Origin of the sequence: Flavobacterium agricola (assembly GCF_025919725.1) — a bacterium.
Classification (GTDB): Bacteria; Bacteroidota; Bacteroidia; order Flavobacteriales; family Flavobacteriaceae; genus Flavobacterium; species Flavobacterium agricola.
In genome coordinates this window covers 2,083,367-2,095,815 of sequence record NZ_CP081495.1, presented here as the reverse complement: position 1 = coordinate 2,095,815, position 12,449 = coordinate 2,083,367, and the positions used below count along the sequence as shown (strand labels likewise).

The 12,449-nt window shown below is 32.6% G+C and carries 13 protein-coding genes; 11 read left to right on the top strand and 2 right to left on the bottom strand.

Annotated elements, in window-relative coordinates; translation table 11 throughout:
* Positions 1–4: 4 nt before the first annotated feature.
* Positions 5–655 carry a uracil phosphoribosyltransferase gene (upp, locus tag K5I29_RS10415; RefSeq protein ID WP_264433135.1) on the bottom strand — a complete coding sequence of 217 codons (651 nt, stop codon included), beginning with the start codon at positions 653–655 and terminating at the stop codon, positions 5–7.
* A 67-nt stretch (positions 656–722) separates the two neighbouring features.
* Here upp and K5I29_RS10410 point away from each other — a divergent pair, with 67 nt between their 5' ends.
* Together K5I29_RS10410 and K5I29_RS10405 are read left to right on the top strand one after the other, a co-directional pair.
* Complete coding sequence (locus K5I29_RS10410) at positions 723–1,328, top strand: DUF4254 domain-containing protein (RefSeq protein WP_264433134.1); 606 nt, start codon at positions 723–725, stop codon at positions 1,326–1,328.
* 13 nt (positions 1,329–1,341) lie between these two features.
* Positions 1,342–2,367, top strand: coding sequence for a glycosyltransferase family 9 protein (locus tag K5I29_RS10405; RefSeq protein WP_264433132.1), 1,026 nt, complete (start codon positions 1,342–1,344; stop codon positions 2,365–2,367).
* Positions 2,368–2,569: 202 nt separating this feature from the next.
* Here the strand turns inward: K5I29_RS10405 and K5I29_RS10400 are convergent, their stop codons facing one another.
* The gene (locus K5I29_RS10400) at positions 2,570–3,616 is read right to left on the bottom strand and encodes a ferredoxin--NADP reductase (protein ID WP_264433131.1); all 1,047 of its coding nucleotides are present in this window, start codon (positions 3,614–3,616) and stop codon (positions 2,570–2,572) included.
* A 147-nt stretch (positions 3,617–3,763) separates the two neighbouring features.
* Between K5I29_RS10400 and K5I29_RS10395 the strand changes: the two genes are divergently transcribed.
* From K5I29_RS10395 to K5I29_RS10355, 9 genes are all read left to right on the top strand, one after another.
* A complete protein-coding gene (locus K5I29_RS10395; RefSeq protein ID WP_264433129.1) occupies positions 3,764–4,096 on the top strand; it encodes a PadR family transcriptional regulator in 333 nt (110 codons plus the stop codon).
* A gap of 34 nt (positions 4,097–4,130) precedes the next feature.
* On the top strand, positions 4,131–4,856 hold the full coding sequence (locus tag K5I29_RS10390) for a hypothetical protein (RefSeq protein WP_264433127.1): 726 nt from the start codon (positions 4,131–4,133) through the stop codon (positions 4,854–4,856).
* A gap of 49 nt (positions 4,857–4,905) precedes the next feature.
* A complete protein-coding gene (locus K5I29_RS10385; protein WP_264433125.1) occupies positions 4,906–6,366 on the top strand; it encodes a DUF5687 family protein in 1,461 nt (486 codons plus the stop codon).
* A gap of 10 nt (positions 6,367–6,376) precedes the next feature.
* Positions 6,377–7,072, top strand: coding sequence for an ABC transporter ATP-binding protein (locus K5I29_RS10380; protein WP_264433123.1), 696 nt, complete (start codon positions 6,377–6,379; stop codon positions 7,070–7,072).
* A gap of 126 nt (positions 7,073–7,198) precedes the next feature.
* Entirely contained in the window at positions 7,199–9,838 is a 2,640-nt protein-coding gene (gene porW, locus K5I29_RS10375; RefSeq protein WP_264433120.1) for a type IX secretion system periplasmic lipoprotein PorW/SprE, read from the top strand.
* A 6-nt stretch (positions 9,839–9,844) separates the two neighbouring features.
* The gene (locus K5I29_RS10370; protein ID WP_264433119.1) at positions 9,845–10,240 is read left to right on the top strand and encodes a bactofilin family protein; all 396 of its coding nucleotides are present in this window, start codon (positions 9,845–9,847) and stop codon (positions 10,238–10,240) included.
* Entirely contained in the window at positions 10,227–10,445 is a 219-nt protein-coding gene (locus K5I29_RS10365) for an AtpZ/AtpI family protein (protein WP_264433116.1), read from the top strand. Before K5I29_RS10370 ends, K5I29_RS10365 begins: the two co-directional genes overlap by 14 nt.
* 603 nt (positions 10,446–11,048) lie before the next feature.
* A complete protein-coding gene (gene atpB / locus K5I29_RS10360; RefSeq protein WP_264433114.1) occupies positions 11,049–12,194 on the top strand; it encodes a F0F1 ATP synthase subunit A in 1,146 nt (381 codons plus the stop codon).
* A 45-nt stretch (positions 12,195–12,239) separates the two neighbouring features.
* Positions 12,240–12,434 (top strand): ATP synthase F0 subunit C, encoded by a 195-nt coding sequence (locus K5I29_RS10355; protein ID WP_264433112.1) that lies wholly within the window; start codon positions 12,240–12,242, stop codon positions 12,432–12,434.
* Positions 12,435–12,449 lie beyond the last annotated feature (15 nt).

Here is a 12,449-nt window from a genome sequence, read left to right as displayed (position 1 = left end):
TTTTTTATTTTTTTTCTCCGTAAGCTAAATCGCCTGCATCTCCTAATCCTGGTAAAATGTAATTGTTTGTATTTAGGCCATCATCTAAGGTTGCAATCCATAAATGGCAGTAATCGGGTAAGTTTTGTTGCAAATAAGCAACGCCTTCTGGCGCCGCAATAACAACGCAAATATGAATTTCTTTTGGGGTTTCCTGATCTAAAAGTTTATTAAAAACAGCAACTAACGAATGTCCGGTAGCCAACATTGGGTCTAATAGTAACAAATGTTTGTTGTTGAACGATGGCGCTGCCTGATATTCAACCTTAATTTCAGAAACTCCAGCAGCATCATGTATTCTAGAAGCCGAAACAAATCCGTTTTCTGCATCATCAAAAAAGTTCATAAAACCTGTATGTAAGGCCAAACCAGCACGTAAAATAGAACATAACACAACATTATCTTCAATCACTGTTGTTTTTTTAATTCCTAGCGGTGTTTGTACTTCAACATTTTTGTAAGGTAAGGTTTTGCTAAGCTCGTAAGCCATTATTTCGCCAATTCGTTCTACGTTTTTTCTAAAACGCATCGAATCTTTTTGCACATTCACATCACGTAATTGGGCTAAAAAATGGTTTAAAATGCTGTTTTGCTCGGATATATAATGAATGTTCATGTAACTTTTTTTTAGTACCATAAAGGTAAAAAAACTATCTTTGTTTAGTAATAAAAAAAATATAAAGATGTTTGCAGAATTTGCTTTTCCAATTTTCGAACAAAGTATTGCGGATTACCACAAGTTTGACGATGTAAATCAACCAATCAATAATCCGTACGAAAAAGGAACAATTGAATATTTGTTGTATGCTAAAAACTGGGTTGATACCGTACAATGGCATTATGAAGATATTATTCGTGATCCTCAAATCGATCCTGTTGCTGCCTTAACTTTAAAACGTAAAATTGATGCATCAAACCAAGTTCGTACCGATATGGTAGAATATATTGATAGCTATTTTTTACAAAAATATAAAGATGTTGTGGTAAAAGCAGATGCAAAAATTAATACCGAATCTCCGGCTTGGGCTATAGATCGTTTATCAATTTTAGCATTAAAAATTTATCACATGCGTGAAGAAGCAACTCGCGAAAACGCATCGGACGAGCATCGTGCAAAATGTCAAGAAAAATTAAACGTTTTATTAGAACAACAAAAAGACATGTTTGTATCTATTAACGATTTATTAAAAGATATTGAAAACGGAGATAAATACATGAAGGTGTACAAACAAATGAAAATGTACAACGATGACGATTTAAATCCGGTATTATACCAAAACAAAAAATAATTTTTTTTAGACAATGTCTAAACCAAAACATATTTTAGTTATGAGGCTTTCTGCAATGGGCGATGTCGCAATGACGGTTCCGGTGCTGAAAGCTTTTTCTTTGCAATATCCTGAGGTAAAAATTACCGTGGCTTCTCGCCCATTTTTTAAACCCTTTTTTAGAGATATTCAAAACTTAGATTTTTTTCCGGTTGATGTTAATGGCCGTCATAAAGGTTTAAAAGGTTTGTATCAGTTATTTTTAGATACCAAAGCTTTAGGAATTACCGAGGTTGCCGATTTGCATAACGTTTTACGTGCCCAAGTTGTTCGTAGTTTTTATAAGCTTTTTGGCTATAAAGTTGCTGCAACAGATAAAGGCCGTGCCGATAAAAAAGAACTAACCAAATTAGCTCCTAAAAATATTGAGCCTGTTAAATCTATGTTTCAGCGCCATGCCGAAACTTTTGCGCAATTAGGCTATCCTTTAGATTTAACCCATCCGGTTTTTGCAACAAAAGCTGTTTTAACAGATAAAGCACTTGCTATTGCAGGAAACAAAACCCAACGCTGGATTGGTATTGCACCTTTTGCACAATATCAAACCAAAGTTTATCCACAGTATTTGATGCAACAAGTTATTGATGCGTTAGCTAAAGCCGAAAATAAAGTTTTTCTGTTTGGTGGTGGTGCTAAAGAAATAGCTGTTTTAAACGATCTTAAAAAAGATTACGAAAACGTTGTTGTATTAGCTGGTAAATTAACGTTAGATGAAGAGATGGATGTAATTTCTAATCTTGATGTCATGTTATCTATGGATTCGGGCAATGCGCACATTGCTGCGTTGTTGGGCGTACGTGTAGTTACCTTATGGGGTGCAACACATCCGTTTGCGGGCTTTTTGCCTTTTAATCAGAAGTTGTCAGACGCTTTAGTGCCCGATTTAAAACAATATCCTTTATTGCCTACTTCGGTTTACGGAAACAAAATTGTACCTGGTTACGAAAAAGTAATGGAAACTATTTTAGTTGCCGATGTGGTAAACAAATTGATGGAATAAGCTCGACAGCTTAAATAATCATTTTATCGATTATTACTACTGCTTGTAGATAAAATGCTATCGCATTATTCAATTTTTGTATTTTTGAAATGAATAATTAAGTTATTCACTTTTCATAAAAAATCATTTTTTTAGCTTTTATTTTTGTAGTTAATTAGAAAAGCGAAAAAAGGTTACCTGAATAAGGTAACCTTTTTTTATGTTATACGTTGTCAAAATCAATTGCAATTTCGCTTGTTGTTGGGTAAGCTTGACAAGCTAACGTAAATCCTGCCGCTATTTCTTGATCGGTTAAAACCGAGTTTTTAGCTAAAACAGCTTCTCCTTTTGTGATTTTACAAATACAACTTGAACAAACTCCGCCTAAACAAGATTGAGGTGCATCTAAACCTTTATCGTTTAAAGCTTTTATGATTGAATCTTTACGAGACATTTCAAAAACCACTTCTTCATCATCTAATAAAACCGTAATGGTTGTGTTGTCTGACGATACCGGTACGTAGCTGCCTTTTTCTGAGCTGTTAAATAATTCAAACTTAATTTTATCTTCGGTTACGCCGCTTTCTTTTAAAGCTGATGTGCTGTTATAAACCAGTTCTTCTGGTCCGCAAATAAAAAATTTAGCGTAGTTGCCCGATTGGTTAGCTGTAAATGTGTTTTGAATTGTTTCGCGAACAATGCGTCCGTTTAATGAACCTTCGCTAACTTCTTGACTGAATATATATTGTACAGAAAAGCGTTCTTTATAAGTATTTAAAAGGCGAGCAATTTCGTTGTAAAAAATGGTTTCTTGCACCGATTTGTTTCCGTATAAAAGTACAAATTGGCTGTTTGGTTCATTTTCTAAAACGGTTTTAATAATAGAAATTATTGGTGTAATTCCTGAACCTGCTGCAATTGCTCCGTATAAATGGTTGTTGTTTGCATCAGTTTCTATTGTAAAACGCCCTTCAGGAACACCAACTTCCATGTTTGTACCCACCGTTAAATGTTGGTTTGCATAGGTAGAAAATAAACCACCAGCAACTTCTTTAACCGTTACAGCTAACGTTTTTTCATTTGGCGAAGCCGAAATAGAATACGCTCTTTTTACTTCTTTATTATCTATAACATGTTTTATGTTAAGATACTGACCAGCTAAAAACTGATAGGTTGTAGCTAAACTTTCAGGAACATCAAATGTTATTACAATAGCATTTGGTGTTTCTCTAGTAATATTCTTTACAGTTAGTTTGTTAAATCTTGACATTTTACAAAAATTTTTTAAAACGCAAATTTACAAATACTAACTTAATTATTTGCTTTAAAGTTTTTTATTCCTAAATGCATGTTAAAAGTTTTTTCTCTCAATATAATACATAAGTAATTTATGTATATTTATATAAAAATAGATTCTATGTCAAAAGCATCTTTGTACAAAGGCAGTTTGCAAACCATTATTCTGCAACTTTTACAAGCTAATGGAAAAATGTACGGGTACGAAATAACGCAGAAAGTAAAAGAACTAACTCAAGATGAGTTGGTTTTAACCGAAGGTGCTTTGTATCCGGCTTTACATAAGCTAGAAGCTCAGGGTTTTTTAGAGGTTGAGGTTTTAGAAGTTGCGAATCGATTGCGAAAGTATTACAAACTAACCCCTGCTGGTGTAGAAGAAAGTGCTTCAAAACTTGAAGCACTTTTACAGTTTGTCGAAAATATGCAACTTTTAACCTCAAAAAAATTGGTGTAATCAATTATTAAAGTAATTTTAATAAATATTAGCGATGACAAATCATGATAACATTAGTACAATTCCTTGTGTCACAAGTGATCAGATTGATAGATTATATTGTTTTACTCGTAAGCACTTTGTAGAACATTACGATTTACAAACCGAATTAGTTGACCATTTAGCCCGTGGTATAGAATGCCAGTGGGAACAAAATAGTGCGTTAACTTTTGAAGAAGCACTGCAAGCCGAATTTAAAAAGTTTGGTGTTTTTGGTTTTTCTGATATTGTAGCTCAACGACAAGCAGCTTTACAGAAGCGTTATCACGCTTTTGTTTGGCAACATTTTAAAGACTTCTTTACACTGCCTAAAGTTTTATTTACGATCAGTTTACTAGCTATTGTAGCTGCTGTTTTGCCATTGTTTTCGGCTTATTATGTAGAAAGTGTTTTGGGTATTTCTATTTTACTTTTATTTTTGGTGCTTTTTCTTACTATTAAAAACAAATACCAACTTAAAAAAACTAAAAATGAGAAGCGATGGATGATGGAAGATGTGATTGCCAACATGGGTGGTTCTGCAGCATTATTTTACATTCCAATTCAAGTGTTTTTTAGTACTTCTATGTTTCTGAATCTGAATCAGTTTTGGGTAAACCTTTTAATTGCGGCTTTTTTGGTTAGTTGGATGTTGTATTCTTACATTATGATTCATGTCATTCCACAAAAAGCACAAAGTTATTTACAAACTATTTATCCTGAATACAAATACATAATGTAACAAAATAGTTCTGGAGGCTACTAATTGAGTACAACCAATTACTATTTATATGTTTTTTAATTTATTTCGATTAGAAATAAAAGCTTTGTTGCGTTCTAAGCAGCTTAAAACAGAAGTTTTTACTTTTCTTTTTAAAGCTTTTTTTCTGGTTTATCTAGCCCTTGTTTTATTAGGTTTAGCTGTTTTAACTCCAGAATATGTAGCTAAACTTTATCCCAATCAAGATTTATTTTATATAATAACCGGTTTTTTTGTTTTTTACTGGTTGTACGATCTTTTTTTGCGTTATATAATTAGCGGCTCTCCAATTGTAGATATTAAGCCGTTGTTACTTATTAATATCAAACATAAAATCATTGTTCAGTACACGGTGTGCAAAGCTTACTTTAAGCTTTTTAATGTTATTCATTTATTTTTCTTTATTCCTTTAGCTTTTATTTTAATTCGTTCGGGTTACGATGCTGTTTCAGTTTTAGGTTGGACGTTAAGCATGTTATTGCTTTTAAGTTGTAATAGTTTTATAAGCATCTTTTTAGAAAAGATTAATTTGTTTTTTTACCTTTTTGTTGGCTTACTAACGTTTTTAGGTTTTGCACATATTTACGGTTGGATTGATATTTTACCTTTTACTTCGCCCTTATCTGCATTTTTTTATCAGTATAAATTTGCTGTTGTTTTAGCCGTAGCATTTGTTTTGCTTTTTGCTTTGCTAACCTACAGCTATTATAATACCCAATTGTATTTAGATAAAGGACTGAGTAAAAACGAAGCAGAAATTAAAAGTTTAGATTTTAAATATTTAACCAATATGGGTGTTGTTGGTGCTTTTATTAAAAACGATTTGTACTTAATTTTCCGCAACAAACGCCCCCGTACAACGCTATTGTTTTCGTTGATTTTTATTTTTTATCCTTTTTTGTTTCTAGATTTTGATAAAGAATTAAGCCCAGCCATGATTTTCTTTGCCATTTTTGCAACTGGCGGATTTATGATTTCGTTTGGTCAATTTGTTCCATCTTGGGATTCGGCATATTATCCGTTATTAATGACGCAAAACATTTCGTACCGCGATTATTTAATTTCAAAATGGTGCATTATGGCAATTGCTTGCCTAATAACGTTGGTTTTGTGTAGTTTTTATTTGTTTTTTTCTCCCGTGTTTTTTTTAGCCCTTGTAGCAGCCACCATATTTAATATTGGGTTTAATGCTTACATAACTTTGCTTACAGGTGCTTTTATGCGACAAGGAATAGATTTAACAAGCAATGTAGGTGCTTTTGGTAATACCAAATCTTTTAATGTTAATACGTTAGTTCTATCATTGGTTATTTTGGTTACGCCAATACTAATTCAAATCTTTTTTCAACTTTTATTTAATGTTTATGTAGGATTGTTAGCCGTTGCTGTTGCTGGGCTAGTTGGTTTTTTATTGCGCGAAAAAGTTATTAATCGTTTAGTAAACAATTACAATAAAAATAAATACCGAGCTTTAATAGATTTTAAAAATTAAATTCAACACGATGATTCGAATAGAAAATTTACAAAAAACATATGGTAAAGAAACCGTTTTAGCTATTGATGCGCTTGAAATTCAGCGATCAGAAGTTGTTGGTTTAATTGGTAATAACGGCGCAGGTAAAACAACTTTGTTTTCGTTAATATTAGATTTAATTGAGCCAAGCAAAGGTTTTGTAAGTAACAAGGGCATTGTAGTGAGCCAATCTGATAGCTGGAAAAAACATACGGCTGCTTTTTTAGATGAATCTTTTTTAATAGGTTATTTAACCCCCGAAGAATATTTTTATTTTATTGGCAGCTTGCATAATATGAATAAAGCCGATGTTGACGCGTTTATAGAAACGTTTCGTGATTTTTTTAACGACGAAATTTTAAACAAGAAAAAATACATTCGTGATCTTTCTAAAGGAAACCAAAAAAAAGTTGGCATTATTGCTGCTTTTATGGGTAATCCTGAAGTTGTTATTTTAGACGAGCCGTTTGCAAATTTAGATCCAACCACGCAAATCCGTTTAAAGCGTGTAATTACAGATTTTAGCCAAAATAATAAAACAACCATTTTAATTTCTTCTCACGATTTAAGTTTAACCGTTGAGGTTGTTTCTCGCATTTTAATATTAGAAAAAGGAAGGTTGTTAAAAGATACCGAAAAAACAGAAAATTCGTTGCAAGAGCTCGAAAGCTTTTTTGCTGTATAATATAAATCCCTCGACCGAGGGATTTTTTATTTATATTTGAACTTGGTTGGGTTTTAAAACAAGATTTTAAACCGTTATACAATAACTGCCTTATAATTAAGTTTTTAAAAACATATAGCTTAGTACGTGAAACAATTCTCTTTAAAAATACTAATTCCCATTGCTTTGGCATGGGTGGTAATTGCATGCTCTACCAAGCGTGATACGCTGCTTAACCGTAAGTTTCAGGCTTTAACTACCGAGTACAATGTGTTGTTTAATGGGCAAGAAGCGTTTAATAAATACCACGAAGAATTAATCAATAGTTTTGTTGATAATTATTGGGAAGTTTTACCTATTGAACCTTTTGTAGCAAAAGATGAATTTGAGGCGCCTTCTGGTGAGCAAACAGGGCAAAATCTTTCGGTTCCTGAAGATAAAGCAACCAAAGCCATCCAAAAACATTCCATGTACATTAATGGGCAAGAACGAAATCCGCAGGCAGATGAAGCCTATTTGCTTTTAGGCAAAACCCGTTATTACGACAACCGATTTTTACCTGCTATTGAAGCTTTTAATTATGTTATTTATAAATCGCCAGAAGCCAATACGTTAAACGAAATTGTTGTTTGGCGTGAGCGTGCACATATTCAATTAGATAATAACGAACAAGCAATTGCTAACTTGAAAGAATTGCTTGAAACTACGGATCAGAAAGATTTTAAAAAAGAAGTTTTTGTTGATGCCAATGCTGTTTTAGCACAAGCTTATTACAACACCCAAGTTATTGATACGGCAATTACCAAACTTACCGTGGCTCGTAACTTGACAAGAGATAATGAGAAAAAAGCTCGTTTTTCGTTCATTTTAGGGCAGCTGCATAATAAATTCAATCAGCCAGATAGCGCAAATTATTATTTTCAGGAAGTAATTAACATGAAGCGTAAAGCCAAACGCATGTATACCATGCAAGCTTACGCACAACAAGCTAATTTGTTTGATTACGAAAAAGGAGATACGATTGCCTTTCTGAAAAAATTTAATGCATTGTTAGCCGATCGTGAAAATCGTCCGTATTTGTATATTTTAAATCATCAATTAGGTAACTTTTACAATCATTACCACGATTATAAAAAAGCCATTGCGTATTACAACGCATCTATAAAACAAAATAACGGTAAAGATCGCTATTTACAAGCATCAAATTACCGAGAATTAGGACAGATAAATTTTGAAGAACGTGATTTTAAAACTTCGGCTAAATATTACGATTCTTCGTTAGTAAATTTACCTAATCCATCAAAAGAATATCTTACCATTCAACGCAAGTTAAAAAACATTGGAGAAGTTATTAAATACGAAGACATGATAACGGTTGCAGATAGCACCATTCGTATTTATAACATGACCGAGCCCGAGCGCGTTGCTTATTTTTCGGGTTATATAGAAGAACTTAAAGAAAAAGATACCGAGGCAGCGCTAAAAGCTATAGAACAAGCTAAAAAACAAAATAATATTGCAGCTGCCCAACAACAGCAACAAGCTATTAATAACTTAGCTTCTCAATCAACTAATAACTTTCAACCACCGGGAGCAGAAATGATGCCTCCGCCAGGTTTTGATGCCGATCAAAATACATTTTACTATTATATTCCGCAATCGGTTCAGCAAGGAAAATTAAATTTTGAACGCCGTTGGGGTAAACGACCGTTAAAGGATAATTGGCGTTGGTTGGCTAATGTTTCTAACACCGGAGCAATTGCTGCGAATGAAAATATTACCATTAGCGTGGATAGCACTTTAACAGAAAAAGGCGAAAAACCTTTGTTAGATTTAAGTTTGCCTAAATACGATTTACAAACGTATTTAGATAAAGTAGTTACCGATCCTGAAGCAATTGCTGAGCTTGAAAAGAATAGAAACGCTGCTTATTACGAGTTGGGTTATATTTATGATGATAAGTTTGGCGAATATCAATTGGCTGCAGACCGATTAGAAAGTTTGTTGGCATCTAACCCAGAAAAAGGTTTGCTGTTGCCAACATATTATAATTTGTATAAAATTTACACCAAATTAAATTCGCCTAAAGCACTTGTTTATCAAAATAAAATAATGACAGAATATCCGGATACGCATTACGCTAAAGTTTTGCAAGGTTTGGTTGCCGAAAAAACAGACGATCCGGAAGCTGTTTATACCGTAGTTTATAAAGAATATTTAGATAAAAACGATCCGGAATTGGCTTTAGAACAAGTTAAAGAAAAAATTGATTTTTATACCGGTACGCCAATTATTTCTAAATTTGAATTGTTAAAAGCACGCCTTTTAGCTAAAATTTACGGAGTTACTGCTTATAAACAAGCTTTGACCGAAATAGAAGATTTATATCCATTAACGGAAGAAGGAAAAGAGGCCAAACGTATTTTAGAAACTGAAATTCCGAGTTTAGAAGCTTATGAGTTTTCAGATAAAGATCTAAACAAATGGCTGTTGGTTTATCAGTTACCGAAAAACGATACCAAACAAATTGAAGGTTTGGTGCAAACCATTCAAAAATATATAACCCAAACGCATAATGCATCATTAAAAGTTACGGTTGATTATTATAACCCAGAAATAACATTAGTTGTGGTGCACGGTTTTTATTCGGATGCAAGAGCCAGACAAATGGATATGCTGCTTCACGAAAAAGAATATAAGGTTAAGCTAAACGGTTTACCAATGTCGTTGCATAACTACATTGTAATTCAAACCCATAAAAATTTAGATTCATACAAAATAAAATAGATAGCTATGTTTAAAAAAGGAGAACCCAACGCAACAGAAAATCTAGGCAAAACCAATAGAATTGTTTATGCAACCGAAATAAAAGGCGATATTACCTCTGAAGCCGATTTTAGATTAGATGGTTTATTACACGGTAATTTTACTTGTAAAGGTAGGCTGGTAATTGGTGCCCAAGGTAAATTAGTAGGCGATATTAAATGTGCTAACCTAGATATTGAAGGTGTTTTTGAAGGAACTGCAATTGTTGATGCGTTAATTACTTTACGAACAAGCGCTGTGGTAACCGGACATTTAAAAATGAAAAATTTGGTGGTAGAGCAAGGTGCAAAAGTAAATTCTACTTGCGAAATGCATGCTGAGGCCCAAAACACCAAAACAGCTGAAAAAGGTGAAAAAAAATAACAATACAAAATGGTTAGTCTTTGTGGGGATTCCTGCTCAAATGGGACTAACCATTTATCTTTTTTACCAATTTGGAGTTTGGTTAGATGCTAACTACGCAAGTAATACGATAAATTACGAGAAAGCTTTAACCTTATTGGGTGTTTTTTTAGCGATATATGTAGTAATTAAGCAAGTTCAGGAAGTTTCTAATAAAAATGACTAAAACAATGCAATAAGAATGTTAAAGTAATTGATTCTGAATAATAAAGCGTAATTTTGCAAAAAAATTCATTTTTATTTAAAACAGACAATTCTATAACGTTCTTGCCATGATTTTAAACTTTTTTAAATGGTCTACTTTGTTTCTTGGATTCCATTTTTTTATTTTTAATTTTCTTCCTTTCAGTAAAAGCATCCCGCAATTTGTATATAATTTACATGCTGTAAATTTATTGTTTGTGTTTTTTTCATTTTTAACAATAACAGTATTATATTTGTTGTCTAAAAAACAAAATCAATATATCGGTTTTGTTTATTTGCTATTTTTCACATTAAAAACAATAGTATGTTTTTGGGTTTTTAATGATGTATTGGGTTCAACACACGAGCATCATAAATATGAAAAATACAGTATTTTATTACTTTTTTTCTTTTTTATGATTTTAGAATTGAATCAAACTGCTAAAATATTAAATAGCGTATCGTACAAAACAAAAGTTAATTAAATAAATAAAAAAATAGTGCAATAGGTATCTTAATTAGAATAAAAAACGTAGCTTTGCACAAATTTTTAAACGACCGTAAAAGTTAAGGTAATTAATAAGGTATGGTAATCACAAGTAAACCGGTAAAATTTATACTTTTTGCGCTTGTTGGGTTAATGTCGTCGGTAATGATGGCTAACACAACACCAGAAGCTATAAATGCGACGCAAGAACATGCTGTTGAGCATGAAATGACACAGCGTGTTTCAGAACATAACGATCAAAAACCTGAAGATGTTAATGAAGCCATTGTACATCACTTAAAGGATGATCATTATTATACATTTTTTCACGACAGTGACACACACCAACATTTTGGTTTCCCTCTTCCAGTTATCTTGATTGATAATGGGTTAAAAGTTTTTCTTTCTAGTGAGTTTGATCACGGAAATGCAGTAGTAGAAAAAGACGGTCAGTATTACAAATACTACCATTCTAAAATATACAAAACAGATGCAGAAGGAACGATTACGTATGATGAAAACGGTAATCCTACCAATGCAAAGCCATTAGATTTCTCCATTACTAAAAACGTAGCAGGTTTGTTATTAGCGTCAGTCTTAATCTTTTTAGGATTTACTGCTTTAGCAAAAACATACAAAACATCGCCTAATAATTTGCCAAAAGGATTTGCAAGAGTTTTAGAGCCGTTAGTTTTATATGTACGCGACGAAATGGCTATCCCAAACATTGGGCAAAAACAATACAAAAAGTTTATGCCTTTCTTATTATCAGTTTTCTTTTTAATCTTTTTATTAAACTTATTAGGTTTAACACCATTAGGATTAAACGTTACAGGTAATATTTCTGTTACTTTATGTTTGGCATTATTTACTTTCTTTGTAACAAGTTTTAGCGGAAATAAAGATTATTGGAAACATATTTTTTGGATGCCAGGTGTACCTGTGCCTATGAAATTTGTTTTAGCACCGATCGAGGTTTTAGGTATGTTAACTAAGCCTTTCTCATTAATGATTCGTTTATTCGCGAATATTACCGCAGGACACTCTGTAGTTATGGGATTAATTTCTGTGGTGTTTATCATGAAAGCAACTTTAGGTGTAATTGGTGGTACAGCAGTAACATTTTTATTAACAACGTTTTTAACGTTTTTAGAATTGTTAATCGCTTTCTTACAAGCTTTCATTTTTACTATGTTATCTTCATTGTTTATTGGACAAGCAGTTCAAGAACACGAAGAGCATTAATAAGTTTTAAATAAATTTTGTTTAATTATATATAATTCAATTATCATGGAAATTCCAGTATTAGTTGGTGCAGGTGTAATCGTTGTTGGTGCAGGTTACGGTTTAGGTAAAATTGGTTCATCAGCAATGGATGCTATTGCTCGTCAACCAGAAGCAGCAGGAAAAATCCAAACTGCAATGATCATTATTGGAGCGTTATTAGAAGGTTTAGCATTCGGTGCTTTAATCTTAGGAAAATAAGCTCTGCAGAAAAAC